Source organism: Rhizomicrobium sp., from assembly GCF_056722145.1.
The window spans coordinates 1-13,791 of record NZ_JBWZET010000236.1 but is presented as its reverse complement, the minus strand read 5'-3'; the positions used below and the strand labels follow the sequence as shown (position 1 = coordinate 13,791).

Sequence of the window (13,791 nt, the reverse complement as noted above, 5' to 3'; positions counted from 1 at the left end):
TCGGCGATGAGATAGCGCAGCACGCCTTGCCAATGCGCGGTTTGCGGCCGCTGGAAAACGACGCTGTCGGGATTGACGTGCTCGGCGAAAAGGCCGTCGGCGTCGTAGACAAAGGCCATGCCGCCGGTCATGCCGGCCGCGAAGTTATCGCCGACGGGACCGAGGATCGCGACCAGGCCGCCGGTCATGTATTCGCAGCCGTTGGAGCCGCAGCCTTCCACCACAGCGGTGGCACCGGAATTGCGCACCGCAAAACGCTCGCCCGCCTGACCCGCCGCGAACAGCTTGCCGGCGGTGGCGCCGTAAAGCACCGTGTTGCCGATGATGGTGTTGTCGCGCGGCACGAACTTCACCGAGGTCAGCGGCCGGATCGCGATCGTGGCGCCGGAAAGGCCCTTGCCGACATAGTCGTTGGCATCGCCGAACACCTCAATGCGAATGCCCTGGACGGCGAAGGCCCCCAGTGATTGGCCGCAAGAGCCGCGCAGCTTCAAGGTGAGGTGATTGGGCTTCAGGCCCGTCATGCCCCACTTGCGCACGATGTGCGATGAGGTGCGAGTTCCGATGGTTCGCAGCGTGTTGCGAACCGTGTAGGTGAGCTGCATCTTCTCGCCGTGTTCCAAGAGCGGCGCGGCGTCCTTGACGATCTGCGCATCGAGCGTGTCGGGCACTTCGTTGCGGCCCTTCTGGGTCGAATAGCGCGCATAGTTGCCGGGATCGGCCTGCACCAGCAGCGGATTGAGGTCGAGGTCGTCGAGTTCCTCGGCGCCGCGGCTGATCTGGCTGAGCAAATCGGTGCGCCCGATCACCTCTTCCAGCTTGCGGAAACCGAGACTCGCCAGGATTTCGCGCACTTCTTCGGCGATGAAACTGAACAGGTTGATGACCTTGTCCGGCGTGCCGGTGAATTTCTCGCGCAGCTTTTCGTTTTGGGTGCAGACGCCGACCGGGCAGGTGTTGGAATGGCACTGGCGCACCATGATGCAGCCCATGGCGACCAGCGCTGCGGTGCCGATGCCGAATTCCTCGGCGCCCATCATCGCCGCCATGACGATGTCGCGGCCGGTGCGAAGTCCGCCGTCGGTGCGCAGCGTCACGCGATGGCGAAGGTTGTTCAGCGTCAGGATCTGGTTGGCTTCGGTGAGCCCCATCTCCCACGGCACGCCGGCATATTTGATCGACGATTGCGGCGAGGCGCCGGTGCCGCCGTTGTGGCCCGAGATCAGGATCACGTCGGCCTTGGCCTTGGCGACGCCGGCCGCAACGGTGCCGATGCCGGTCTGCGCCACCAGCTTGACGCAAACGCGCGCCTCCGGGTTGATCTGCTTGAGGTCGTAGATGAGTTGTGCCAGATCCTCGATTGAATAGATGTCGTGGTGCGGCGGCGGACTGATCAGCATCACGCCGGGCGTCGAATGCCTGAGGCGCGCGATCATCTCGGTGACCTTGAAGCCGGGCAACTGGCCGCCTTCGCCGGGCTTGGCCCCTTGCGCGACCTTGATTTCCAGTTCGCGGCACTGGTTGAGGTATTCCGCGGTGACGCCGAAGCGGCCCGACGCCACCTGCTTGATCGCCGAGTTGCCGTTGTCGCCGTTCGATTTCGGATGATAGCGCGCCGGGTCTTCGCCGCCTTCGCCGGAATCCGACTTGGCGCCGATGCGGTTCATCGCGATGTTGAGCGCCTCGTGCGCTTCGGGCGACAGCGCGCCCAGGCTCATGCCGGGGGTGACGAAGCGCTTCCTGATTTCGGTGATCGACTCCACTTCTTCCAGCGCGACCGTGTTGCCGGTGGGCCGAAAGTCCATCAGGTGGCGCAAGGTTATCGGCGGCATGGCACGCACGCCGTCCGAATAGCGCTTGTAGACGGCATAGTTCTCGGTCGCGACCGCGCTCTGCAACAGATGGATCAGGTCGCCTTTATGCGCATGGGTTTCGCCACCGGTGCGCGCCTTGTAGAAACCGCCGATCGACAGCGTGCCGGCTTCCTCGTCCATCGCCTTGGCGTGGCGCTTGGCGATCTTCTTGGCGATGCCGGGAATGCCGATGCCGGAAATGCGGCTGGGCATGCCGGGGAAGATATCGGCGACCATCGACCGCGACAGACCAACGGCTTCGAAATTGTAGGCGCCGCGATAGGACGAGATCACACTGATGCCCATCTTCGACATGATTTTCAGCAGCCCCGCCGAAACGCTGTCGAGATAGCGCTTGACGCAGTCGCCCAGCGGTCGGTTGCCATAAAGCCCGCGCGCGTGGCGGTCGGCGATGCATTCCTGCGCCAGATAAGCGTTGACGGTGGTGGCGCCGACGCCGATCAGCACCGCGAAGTAATGGGTGTCGAGACACTCGGCCGAACGGACGTTGATCGAGGTATAGGTACGTAGCCCGCGGCGGACGAGATGCGAATGCACCGCGCCGGTGGCCAGGATCATCGGCACCGCCGCGAGTTCGTCGGAAATGCGCTCGTCGGTGAGAATGAGGTGGCCATAGCCTTGCGCCACCGCATCTTCGGCTTCGGCGCGGATGCGTTCCACCGCGCCTTGCAACCCGGCACCGCCTTCGGCGAGCGGGAAGGTGCAGTCGATCTCGAAGAACCGGCCCTCCAGGTGTTCCTTCATGCGCAGGAACATGCCAGTGGAGATCACCGGACTTTCCAGCACGAACACCTCGGCTTGCTTTTCGTCCTGCACCAGCACGTTGCCGAGATTGCGGAAACGCGTTTTCAGGCTCATCACCCGCTCTTCGCGCAAAGGATCGATCGGCGGATTGGTCACTTGGCTGAAATTCTGCCGGAAGTAATGCGACAGCGGCCGGTATTTTTCCGACAGCACGGCGAGCGGGGTGTCGTCGCCCATCGAACCGATTGGCTCTTTGGCGTCCTCCACCATCGGATGCAGCACCGCTTCCATGTCTTCCATGGTGTAGCCGGCAGCGATCTGGCGGCGGCGACGCGTTTCGGCATCGAACATCAACGGTTCGGGGCCCGGTCCGATGATCGGCACCAGATCGACGATGCGGCGCGTCCATTCCTCGTAAGGATATTGCGCCGCGAGCTTGTCCTTGATGGCGCGGTCTTCGTAGAAGGCACCATCGCCAAGATCGAGCGCGATCATCTGGCCCGGACCGAGCCGGCCCTTGCGGGTGACGTGGTTGTCGTCGAGCGCATTCATGCCGGTTTCGGAGCCGACCACCAGAAGCCCGTCGTCGGTCAAGGCATATCGCATCGGCCTGAGGCCGTTGCGGTCCATGCCGGCAATCACCCAGCGCCCATCGGTGGCGGCGAGCGCGGCAGGGCCGTCCCACGGCTCCATCACCGAATTGGCGTAGGAGTACATGGCGCGATGGGCTTCCGGCATGGTGGAAGCCTGTTTCGACCACGCTTCCGGCACCAGGATGGTTTTCGCCAGCGGCGCGGTGCGGCCGGCGCGGACCAGCACCTCGAACACGCTGTCGAGCGCGGCGGAATCCGATCCGCCCGGCTGGATGATCGGCTTGATGTCGGCGGCAGCCTCACCGAACAAATCCGAGGCCATCTTGACCTCGTGGTTCTTCATCCAGTTGACGTTGCCCTTCAGCGTATTGATCTCGCCATTGTGCGCCAGCATGCGGAACGGCTGCGCCAAGCGCCAGGTCGGGAAGGTGTTGGTCGAATAGCGCTGATGGAAAATCGCGAACGCCGAGATGAAACGCTCGTCCGTGAGGTCGGGATAGAAATTGGCGAGCTGCTCGGCCAGGAACATGCCCTTGTAGATCAAGGAGCGCGTCGACAGCGAACAGACATAGAAATCGGCAATCGCGGCGGCCCGCACCGCCTGCTCGATGCGGCGGCGGCAGAGATAGAGCTTGCGGTCGAGTTCCTCCAAATCCTCGTTGCCGCCGGTATCGAACATCACCTGTTCGATTTCGGGGCGGGTGGCGTTGGCTTTCTCGCCGATGATGGAGAGATTCACCGGCACCTGCCGCCAGCCGTAAAGATAGAAGCCGGAGCGCAGGATTTCGCTTTCGACGATGGTGCGGCAGGTCTCCTGCGCATTGTAGTCGGTGCGCGGCAGGAAAATCTGGCCGACGGCGATGCGGCCTGAGCGCTGCTTGTGGCCGGTCTGCTGCACCTGGGCACGGAAGAATTCCTGCGGCACCTGGATGTGAATGCCGGCGCCGTCGCCGGTCTTGCCATCGGCATCGACGGCCCCGCGGTGCCACACGGCCTTCAAGGCTTCGATCGCACGGGTCACAACTTCGCGCCGCGGCACGCCGTCGATGGCGGCGATCAGGCCGACGCCACAGGCATCGTGCTCCTGGTCGGGCGAATAGGCATGAGCGGCTTCGAGCTTGGCGGCGTTGGCGAGGTAGCGGGTGATTTCGTCTTCACCAGTCCCACCAATATTGTCATCCCCGGCTGAGCAGACGCGCGTTAGCGCGGATGCGAAGGGAAGGGGACCCAGGTTCCGACAGTAAGACGATTTGGAAAGAAGAGGCCGGGAATTGAGCTCGTTTTGAAACACCGCAGCGGCTTCGATACCTGGGTCCCCTTCCCCTCGCGCATCTTCGCGCTGCTCGATGCACTCGGCCGGGGATGACATTTTCTGTTCCATTTCGTTGGCCATCGGCCTTACTCCGCCGCTTGGGGCAGGCGCGCAGCCAGCCAGGTGTGGATCGCCGCTGCCGCATCGCGGCCGTCTTTGATCGCCCAGACGACGAGGCTGGCGCCGCGCACGATATCGCCCCCGGCAAAGACGCCGGAGATGTCGGTCATCATGGTGGAAGGGCGCACGCGCACCGTTCCCCACTTCGACACTGTCAGCTTGGAGGCGGCGAATTTCATCGGCAGATATTCCGGATCGAAGCCGAGCGCCTTGATGACGAGATCGGCCTTCAAGACGAAATCGGCCCCCTTGATTTCTTCCGGCGATTTGCGCCCCGAGGCGTCGGGTGGCCCGAGCCGCTGGCGTGCAATGCGGACGCCTTCGACGTTGTCCATGCCGAGGAACGCTTTCGGCAGCGTCAGCCATTCGAATTTGACGCCTTCCTCCTCGGCGTTGGCGACTTCGCGCAAACTGCCCGGCATGTTGTCCTTGTCGCGGCGATAAAGGCACGACACCGACAGCGCGCCCTGGCGCAGCGCGGTGCGGACGCAGTCCATCGCGGTGTCGCCGCCACCGATCACGGCGACGTCTTTGCCGGCCGCGTTCAGCTTGCCGCTGTCGAACTCCGGCACCGCATCGCCGAAGCCTTTTTTGTTGGCGGCTATGAGGAAATCGAGCGCCGGCACGATGGCGCCGAGGTTCGCCCCCGGCACCTCGATCTCGCGAGCGCGATAGACGCCGGTGGCGATGAAGATGGCGTCGTGCTTCTCGCGCAGCTTGTCGAGCGAGGCATCGCGGCCGACTTCGAAGTTCAGCTTGAAGACGATGCCGCCGTCTTCCAGCCGCTTGACCCGGCGGGCGACGACGTCCTTGTCGAGCTTGAACCCGGGAATGCCGTAGACGAGGAGGCCGCCGGCGCGGTCGTGGCGATCGTAGACGGTGACCTTGTATCCCTTCTTGCGCAGCTGTTCGGCGCAGGCGAGGCCGGCGGGGCCGGCCCCGATGATGCCGATCGACTGGCTCTTTTCGCGCGCCGGGGTCAGCGGCTTGACCCAGCCGTTCTCCCAGGCGGTGTCGTTGATGTATTTCTCGACCGCGCCGATGGTGACGGTGCCGTGGCCGGATTGTTCGATGACGCAGGAGCCTTCGCACAGCCGGTCCTGCGGGCAGATGCGGCCGCAGATTTCCGGAAAATTGTTGGTCGCCTGACTGACCTCGTGCGCTTCCTCAAGCCGGCCTTCCGCCGTCAGCTTCAGCCAGTCGGGGATGTTGTTCGAGAGCGGGCAGTGCACCTGACAGAAGGGCACGCCGCACTGGGAACAGCGCGAGGCCTGCTCGGCAGCCTTGGCGGCGGCGAACTCAGCATAAACCTCTCGGAAGTCGCGGGTCCGTTCCGCGGCTTGGCGCTTGCCCGGCATGTCTCGCCCCAGGCTGACGAATTTCAGCATTTTCTCGACCATGGTTGGGGATTTGATGGGAAACCCTGAAGGAGTCCAGGGATTTTCGCCGATTAGGACAGCTATTCATACCAATAATTTCGAAGCGGCGCGTTTTGCGGCACTATTTTGCGCAAGTGCCGAGCATAAAACGACAGTATCACTGTCTTACGCCAGGAAGGCCACAAAAACCGCTGCCCCCGTTGCCGGTGGATCGGTCCGTCTACAAATGTTGGGATGTAGAACAAATAGGGAATTCCTCCGCAAACGTCAAGGGAGTTTTTTGACTCGGCGCGTTTAACGGGAATCCGAAGTCTCCCAACCACTTACGCGCGATCTGCGGGTGTCGCATGTTGCGATTGCATCGCAACAAGGCCGGCATCGGACGAAAAAATTTTGGCGCCGAGTTGGTCCCCCCTCCGGCCTGGCGGCCACCTCCCCCGCTATTTAACCAACGAGCCCCCGTTCGGGGGTTGGTGATCCGCGGGGGAGGAAAGTTTCGCTTCCTACTTCACCGCTTCCGGCAATCCCGGCACGTATTGGGCGCCGTGGGGGACCTTGGCGGTGGACTGTTTGATGGCGTCGCCGATCGGCTCGGCACGGCCGCCGAGGTACTTCGCCAGGAACTGCTCGGCCACCGCATTGAAGGCGATGTTGTTGGCCGGGCGCGCGAAGCCATGGCCTTCGTCGGGGAACAGCACGTAGGTGACGGGCAGGTTCTTGTCCGCCATCACCTTCACGATCTGGTCCGACTCGGCCTGATTGACGCGTGGATCGTTGGCGCCTTGGCCGATCAAGAGCGGCTTTTTGATCGCGTCCGCCTTGAACAGCGGCGAGCGGTCATGCAGCAACTGCTGGCCGACCGGCGTGGTGGGATCGCCCATGCGCTTGTAGAACTGCAGCTTGATCGGCTCCCAATACGCCGGGATGGTCTTCAACAGCGTCGCCAGATTGGACGGGCCGACGATATCGACGCCGCAAGCGAAGGTGTCGGGCGTGAAGGTGAGGCCCGCCAACGTGGCATAGCCGCCGTAGGACCCACCCATGATGGCGACCTTGTCCTTGGTGGTGATGCCCTGTTTGATCGCCCAGTTCACGGCGTCGATCAGATCGTCGTGCATCTTGGCGCCCCACTGAAGGTCGCCCGCCGAGATGTAGGATTTCCCGAATCCGGTCGAGCCGCGATAGTTGACGCTCAGCACCGCATAGCCGCGATTGGCCAGCCATTGGTGATACGGATTGAAGCCGTAGCCGTCGCGCGCCCACGGTCCGCCATGAACGAACAGCACCAGCGGCACCGGCTTGTCGGGCACGCCTGCGGTTTTCGTATCGCTGCCGGCGGGCAGGGTGAGATAGGCGGTTTCGGTGAGGCCATCGCGGGTCTTGATCTCGACCGGATGCATGGCCGACAGCGGCAGGCCCGACAGTTCCGGGCGCGACACCCAGAGCTGCTTCAGCGTCTTGGCTTTGCGGTCGTAGAGATAAACCGCCGGCGGAGCCGTCACGGTATCGACACCCACCGTCCACAGATCGTCGGCATAGGTGCGCGACGACACTTGGATGTCACCCTTCAGCTTCGACTGCAGGAAATCGAGATCGCCTTTCACCGCCGGATCGATCGCGGTCCATTCGGTGGTGAGATAGGTGACCGCAAAGGCTTCCACCTTGCCGGTCTTGGGATTGGCGAGCGCGCCGCCGATATCGGCCTTGTCGCTTTCGGCGACGACCGTCATCCCGCCGCTGGCGACGTCCTGGGCGATCAGCGCCGCCTTGTCGCGACCGCGGCTGTCGATCCAGTAGAGTGTCTTGCCGTCGGTGGTGAATCCGGCCGGGGAGGTCGTCAGTGCGTCTTCGAGACCGGTCGACGCAAACGGCTTGTCGTCGACCTTGTTGTTGCTGACGCGGAAGAAATCGCTGCCGCCGGCCGCATTGGGACGCCCCGCGCCGCGCAGCACGAGATTGTCGTCAGCCAGGAAACCGGCATAGCCGCCGTCGTTCTGCAGCACCTTGGTCAGCGCGCCGTCCTTGAGGCTCAGCGCATAGACGTCGTGGAAGCGGGGATCGCGGTTGTTGAGGCCGATCAGAATGTGATCCTTGACCTGATTGGAAACGGCGAGCACCTCCACCCGCGTCTTCTCGAACGGGGTCAGAGTCTTCTGCTCGCCGGTGGTGACGTTGACGCCGTAGAGCAGGAAGTTCTCGTCGCCGCCCTTGTCGTTGACGTAGAGGATCGATTGCGAATCCGGCGCCCAGAAATAGCCGCGGATCGGCCGGGTCTTTTCGGCGGTAAGGGGCTTTGCCTGATCGGGTGCGCTGACCGGCGCCACGAAGATGTTCAAGACGCCGTCGCGCGGCGCGATGAAGGCCAGCCATTTGCCGTCGGGGCTGAGCCGCCCGAACGATTTGGTTGGATTGCCGAACAGCTTTTCGCGCGCAATCAGAGGTGTGCTCGTGTCCACGGCCTCAGCCGCGGTGGTGAACGCTGCGGCAAACGCCAGGGCCGCGACAAGCAATGATTTCATGAATCCCTCCAGGGTATGGAACCGCCTTTAGGTGGGTACTTCCGGTCGCGGTTCAAGTCGCGTCGTCAGCATGGCCCGCCCGGCGAGGCTGTGATAGGTGTCCCGCCGCAAATCGTGGGGAATTTCATGCACGACATTCTGAATGCAATAATTCTTGGGATTATTGAGGGGCTTACGGAATTCCTGCCGGTCTCCTCAACGGGGCATCTCCTGGTCGGCGAGAAGCTTTTGGGCTTGCCCGACGACAAATGGGAAGCTTTCACGATTGTAATCCAGTTCGGCGCCATCCTGTCGGTGGTGGCGGTGTATTGGCGCAAGTTCTGGGGCGTGCTGGTCGGCCTGCCGTCCTCGCCCGCTGCGCGCCAGTTCGCGATCAACGTGCTGGTCGCGTTCCTGCCGGCGGCCGTGCTCGGCGCCACCGTGTTCAAATACCTGAAGGCCTATCTTTTGCAGCCCAGCGTCGCGATGCCGTTCATCGGCGCCTGCTGGCTGATCGGCGGCGTGATCATTCTGGTCTTGGAGCGCATGGCACCGCGCCCGCGCTACACCGACGGCGACCGGCTGCCGCTCGCCAAAGCGTTTCAGATCGGGCTTTGCCAGTGCCTCGCGATGATCCCCGGCGTGTCGCGCTCCGGCGCCACCATCCTCGGCGGCGAAATGCTCGGCGTCGATCGCAAGGCGGGCGCGGCCTTCACCTTCTATCTCGCCATCCCGACGATGTTCGGCGCCACGGTCTACGACCTTTATAAGGAATGGCACTCGCTGTCGGCGTCCGACACGACCAACATCGCGGTCGGCTTCGTGGTGGCGTTTGTGGTCGCCTATTTCGTGGTCAGGGCCTTCATCGCCTTCATCGGAAAATACGGTCTGGCACCGTTCGGCTGGTACCGCATCGTCACTGGCGCAGCGCTGCTGGCGTTCGTTTTCCTGAAATAGGTCCTACTCCGCGGCGATGCGTTGCTCGTCGCGGAACTGGCCCTTGGGGTGGAAGCGCCACAGATAGCCCGGCACGATCGCTTCCACCGCCGCCGGGGCGATGTCGAGATCGTCGAGCGTGAAGGCGCCCTCCTGCACGACGTTGTCGGACTTGAGCAGCCGTACCTGATCGACGGTGAGCAGCGGCTTGAGGAACGGCAGCACGAAGCTCGGCAGTTGCAGGAAGAAGCCTTCGATCGCCGCCAGCCAGAACGGCAGCGGCACCAGAAGCCGCTTGCGGCCGGTCTCGGCGAGAATGAACTCCATCAGTTGGCGGAAGGAATAGATCTTCGGTCCGCCGAGCTGGTAAGTGCGCCCCGCCATCGCCGGCTTCTCGAGCGCGTGCGCGACTGCCGCCGCCACGTCGCCGACGAACACCGGCTGGAACCGCGTCTTGCCGCCGCCGATCAAGGGCAGCGCCGGCAGGAAGCGGGCGAGCGCGGCAAAGCGGTTGAAGAAACGATCCTCCGGCCCGAACACCAGCGACGGGCGCAGGATGACCGCGCGCGGAAAACCATCGCGCACCGCCCGCTCGCCGAGGCCCTTGGTGCGGGCATATTCGCTCATCGCCTCGGTATCGGCGCCGATCGCCGAGATGTGCACCAGCGTGTCCACCCCGGCCGCCAGCGCCGCCCGCGCAATCCGCCCCGGCGCATCGGTGTTGATCGCCTCCAGACCTTGCAGGCCATGGCCGAACAGCACGCCGGCGGCATTGACCACCGCGCCCGCGCCCTCCAGCGCCCGCGCAATGTCTTCCTCGTTGTTGATATTGCCTTTCAGGAGCTGGATCTGCCCGACATGGCCCGCCGGCAGCAGGAAATTGGCGAGGTTCGGCTTGCGGCACAGGGCGCGAACGCGAAACCCCTCAGCGGCGAGGGCGCGCACGACATGGCGGCCGACAAACCCCGAAGCGCCGAAAACCGTGACCAGATCGTTGGGCATGACCGGATACTCTTGAATTAGACCCATTCTATGCCACGCGGGGCCTCAACCTTCAACGGTCGGCGGCGGCGCGACGGCGGCGAGGTTTTCGGCGACATAGGCGCGTTCGCCGGTCAGCGGCTTGACGTACACGGTGACCGTGCGCCCGTCATCGACGAAGCGCTCATTGGTGCGGGTCCAGCCTTTGCCCTCGGGGATTTTGTCGACAATCTTCTTATAGGCGTAGCGCTCGTAAAGAATGCCGCCGGTCAGGATCGCGCCCCACACCATCAGGACGATGGCCGGCCCCCAGGCCTGGGCGAACAGGCCCATAATGCCGGTCAGGAACAGCGCTCCGCCGAGCGCCAGCAGGAAATTACGCAGCATGGGGCGGCTCCTGTTCCAGCACCACGGCGGTGCCGTAGGCGACGATCTCGCTCATATACTCGCCGATCTCCGACGAATCGAACCGCATCATCACGACGGCGTTGCCCCCCATCGCGGTGGCGTTGGTGACCAGCCGGTCGACCGCCTGGCGCCGGGCCTCTTCCAAGAGGGCGGTGTATTCGTGGATTTCGCCGCCGACGATCGAGCGCAAGCCCGCCATGATGTTGCCGCCCAGCCCGCGCGAGCGGACGACAACGCCGAACACCTGACCCAATGTCTTCACCCGCCGGTACCCGGGCACGGTTTCGGTTGTGGCAACAAGCATGGCAGCCTCCCTGGCGGCCGCAGATTCGCGGACCCGCACGCCTATATATAGGCTTTCCCCACCCCAGGTCAGCAATCCACCGCCCCAAGGGGCGAGGGCGACGTGTGATGGCGCGCGGGGGGTAAAATCGTGTAGAATACCAGGGCCTTGGCGCGCGGCGCGATGGCCGGAAATTGGCACTCGTTTCGTTTTTGGAGTGGTTAGTCGGGTTGGGGGGGTAAATGCGTGCGCGTTTGAAAGTGTGTCTCGTCGCGCTTTGTTCGCTCGTTTCAATGGTCACGCCCTCAGAAGCGTTGTCCTCCGTTACCGCTAAGGATTACGCAAAGCTGACAAGGGTGGTTCGACAGGACTTCAACGCCATCGACGTACTCCGGACAGTGGTGATGGCCGAGGATCAATTCGGGCGGTTTGATATCGTCGTCATCGGGATAAGCTCGAAAAAATACGGGGGATGGAGGGCGGAAATATACGCCTTCGAGAAGCACCGGCTAAAAAAGGTGTGGGACTCCGTCACTTCTGCTTCGGAAACGGAATTCGGAAGTTCGGGTCCCACCAACATGTCAATCCGAGTCAGAGACTACGATTACGACCTGCTGATATCGGGTTGCGTGCCCCGCAATTGCGGGGGTGGCATCAAGGGGTATCTGCTTTTCAATGGCGCAAGTCGCCGAACATTCAAGGCAAAACTGACAACCGAGGAAACCGATCTTGCGGACGAGACGTATGCCGTCAGTTTTTCGAACGCCATTACGGCCGACGCGAAAAAGATCTTGATGGGCCAGATTTGTCTCGACGCCATGCTGAACAAAAAGGGGCTACCTTTTTCCTGTGCGACCGCTGCGTCCGAGTGAGCGGGCAGGCGTGGCACTTTGCCAATGTAGGATCAGTCCCACTGTCACGCAGGAAATGGGCGCGTCAGCATAGGCCCTGATCGATCACAATCGGAACGGCGATTTCTGGCTCCGCTCGTGCGGACAATTGTCAAGCGCGCTTACACAAGCAGGCGGCAATCGCCGTCGTGCCGGAGCCAAGTGCTTGAACCGCCGTCTCGCGGTGTTGCGGTACAGCTTTTGCTTGTTTCGTCGCGGGATGACTCCGGACAACGATGATGCGAAATCCGACGGTAGTGTTGCGTACGATGGGCGTGACGATGGGCGCGATGGCTTGTGCCTGTGTCGCCAGCCCGGTCCTGCCTGCCGCAACGTTGTGCGCTTATGTTGGAGACCAATCGGTCGCAACGCCAATCACTCAGTGCGGTGTCTTTCCGACCGTGTCGGTCGATTTCGACGGCCGGGGAACGGCCAGCGCCACGTCCTTGCCTCACCCGGTGGTGCGCGCCGAGGCGAACTATTACATGCTGCCGCTTCCAACCGTTCGGCTCTTCCCGGACGACACGTCGGCGGGCGCCGATCTCGATTACTACATTGCGATCGACGGGCCGGCGACGAGTTTGCTTGTGCCGCTGCGCGTCAGCGGGACCGTTGCCGCGTTTTTACCGCAGCCCATCTCGCACGGCACGTTTGCCGGTGCCTGGGCTGAGGTCAACCTGAGCGGCGGCGGAGTCGATCTGGATGAATTAGCCGAGCGCGGTGTCACCTTGGGCATGGGCAGGTCCGGTTCGGACGTGGTGAACTTCGACACCGAGGTGATGGTGCCGGTAAATACGCCGCTGCTGGTCAGCATGTCGGCAGCCGCCAATTCACACGAAGCTTTCGGCGGCGACAGCGCCTATGCCGACCCTACCTTCACGATCGATCCGGCCTTCCTGGCGGCCAATCCAGGCTACGCGCTGGCGTTCAGCCCCGGCGTCGGCAACGGACCTGCGGTGCCCGAACCGCTGTCGCTTGTCCTGTTCGGGTTCGGTCTCGTTGGATTGCGCGCCGTCTGTCGGCGCCGTGTTGGCTGATCGGCCGAGCGAACCCACCGGCCCAAGGCCGCGGACAAGTCAAATTGTCTTGGAAATCCAAGAACTTGGTGCCCAGAAGAGGATTGGGAGGCACCGAAGCGATTTGTGCGTTATTTCAACGGCTTAACGCATTCACCCAAGCGCTGCTTGTACCTCCTATTTGGACCTCTCGCAACTTCGCACCTCAAGTTCGAGTACCAAACACGGCCTCGAACCGCGCCGCCAGTCCTGCTCGCCCCGATGTCCGGTTGCGAGGCCGAAGCCGCCCTTCGAGCTACGGGGAAAATGCGCCAGAAGTTGCCATTTGAGTAGCAAAGAGCGGCCATACAACGCACTCATGCGCCTTGGCCCGGGTTCATAATCGGAGAACTTGAACCGACGTAAGCCGCCGGCGGCTAATGGGGGGCCATTTTGATCTGGAGAAACATCACGATCGCCGCAGCATTGTGGATCTGCTGCGCCTTTGTTGCATCATCTTCTGCGCCGTACAACGAGGCCGAATTCAAAGCGAGGCAGGAACAGATCGAGCGCGAGTGGCCGGGATTGGTCCAGCGGTCCGTAAAGGTCACTGCTGAACATTGCGCCAACGCCCAGGTGCCAACGAAGGTGCTAGCACTACTTTGGCAGATTTTACGCAGGAATGGGGCCCAGGGGATTCCCGAATCAGTATTTCAGTGATTCATAGGAGGTCGGCTTCTTGGAGGGCCGGCCATGGATGGGAACTGGCAAGCTGATC

Annotated in this window: 10 protein-coding genes; 4 read left to right on the top strand and 6 right to left on the bottom strand. The window is 62.9% G+C overall.

The features are described from left to right. The 3 genes from gltB to AC1P6P_RS12775 form a co-directional block, all read right to left on the bottom strand. The coding region (gene gltB / locus AC1P6P_RS12785; RefSeq protein WP_481402827.1) for a glutamate synthase large subunit at positions 1–4,604 on the bottom strand (4,604 nt) is incomplete at its 3' end. A gap of 5 nt (positions 4,605–4,609) precedes the next feature. Then, entirely contained in the window at positions 4,610–6,043 is a 1,434-nt protein-coding gene (locus AC1P6P_RS12780) for an NAD(P)-dependent oxidoreductase (RefSeq protein ID WP_481402826.1), read from the bottom strand. Between the two features lie 482 nt (positions 6,044–6,525). Further along, on the bottom strand, positions 6,526–8,541 hold the full coding sequence (locus tag AC1P6P_RS12775; RefSeq protein WP_481402825.1) for a S9 family peptidase: 2,016 nt from the start codon (positions 8,539–8,541) through the stop codon (positions 6,526–6,528). A gap of 126 nt (positions 8,542–8,667) precedes the next feature. On the opposite strand from AC1P6P_RS12775, the gene AC1P6P_RS12770 reads away from it, so the two are divergent. Beyond that, a complete protein-coding gene (locus AC1P6P_RS12770) occupies positions 8,668–9,477 on the top strand; it encodes an undecaprenyl-diphosphate phosphatase (RefSeq protein WP_481402824.1) in 810 nt (269 codons plus the stop codon). A gap of 3 nt (positions 9,478–9,480) precedes the next feature. Here the strand turns inward: AC1P6P_RS12770 and AC1P6P_RS12765 are convergent, their stop codons facing one another. From AC1P6P_RS12765 to AC1P6P_RS12755, 3 genes are read right to left on the bottom strand one after another with little or no spacing between them, the layout of a single operon-like run. Then, positions 9,481–10,458, bottom strand: a complete 978-nt coding sequence (locus AC1P6P_RS12765; protein WP_481402823.1) for a complex I NDUFA9 subunit family protein — start codon at positions 10,456–10,458, stop codon at positions 9,481–9,483. A 45-nt stretch (positions 10,459–10,503) separates the two neighbouring features. After that, complete coding sequence (locus tag AC1P6P_RS12760) at positions 10,504–10,824, bottom strand: hypothetical protein (protein WP_481402822.1); 321 nt, start codon at positions 10,822–10,824, stop codon at positions 10,504–10,506. Beyond that, positions 10,814–11,149 (bottom strand): heavy metal-binding domain-containing protein, encoded by a 336-nt coding sequence (locus tag AC1P6P_RS12755; RefSeq protein WP_481402821.1) that lies wholly within the window; start codon positions 11,147–11,149, stop codon positions 10,814–10,816. Before AC1P6P_RS12755 ends, AC1P6P_RS12760 begins: the two co-directional genes overlap by 11 nt. A gap of 221 nt (positions 11,150–11,370) precedes the next feature. Here AC1P6P_RS12755 and AC1P6P_RS12750 point away from each other — a divergent pair, with 221 nt between their 5' ends. The 3 genes from AC1P6P_RS12750 to AC1P6P_RS12740 all read left to right on the top strand — a co-directional run bounded on the left by AC1P6P_RS12750 (position 11,371) and on the right by AC1P6P_RS12740 (position 13,733). Continuing rightward, on the top strand, positions 11,371–12,000 hold the full coding sequence (locus AC1P6P_RS12750) for a hypothetical protein (protein WP_481402820.1): 630 nt from the start codon (positions 11,371–11,373) through the stop codon (positions 11,998–12,000). Positions 12,001–12,287: 287 nt separating this feature from the next. Continuing rightward, the gene (locus AC1P6P_RS12745; RefSeq protein WP_481402828.1) at positions 12,288–13,055 is read left to right on the top strand and encodes a PEP-CTERM sorting domain-containing protein; all 768 of its coding nucleotides are present in this window, start codon (positions 12,288–12,290) and stop codon (positions 13,053–13,055) included. Positions 13,056–13,466: 411 nt separating this feature from the next. Continuing rightward, positions 13,467–13,733, top strand: a complete 267-nt coding sequence (locus AC1P6P_RS12740) for a hypothetical protein (protein WP_481402819.1) — start codon at positions 13,467–13,469, stop codon at positions 13,731–13,733. The last annotated feature ends 58 nt before the right edge of the window (positions 13,734–13,791 follow it).

Coding starts and splice junctions, on each gene's coding strand:
- AC1P6P_RS12780 (WP_481402826.1), bottom strand. CDS start 6,043: ATGGTCGAGAAAATGCTGAAATTCGTCAGCCTGGGGCGAGACATGCCG.
- AC1P6P_RS12775 (WP_481402825.1), bottom strand. CDS start 8,541: ATGAAATCATTGCTTGTCGCGGCCCTGGCGTTTGCCGCAGCGTTCACC.
- AC1P6P_RS12770 (WP_481402824.1), top strand. CDS start 8,668: ATGCACGACATTCTGAATGCAATAATTCTTGGGATTATTGAGGGGCTT.
- AC1P6P_RS12765 (WP_481402823.1), bottom strand. CDS start 10,458: ATGCCCAACGATCTGGTCACGGTTTTCGGCGCTTCGGGGTTTGTCGGC.
- AC1P6P_RS12760 (WP_481402822.1), bottom strand. CDS start 10,824: ATGCTGCGTAATTTCCTGCTGGCGCTCGGCGGAGCGCTGTTCCTGACC.
- AC1P6P_RS12755 (WP_481402821.1), bottom strand. CDS start 11,149: ATGCTTGTTGCCACAACCGAAACCGTGCCCGGGTACCGGCGGGTGAAG.
- AC1P6P_RS12750 (WP_481402820.1), top strand. CDS start 11,371: ATGCGTGCGCGTTTGAAAGTGTGTCTCGTCGCGCTTTGTTCGCTCGTT.
- AC1P6P_RS12745 (WP_481402828.1), top strand. CDS start 12,288: ATGGGCGTGACGATGGGCGCGATGGCTTGTGCCTGTGTCGCCAGCCCG.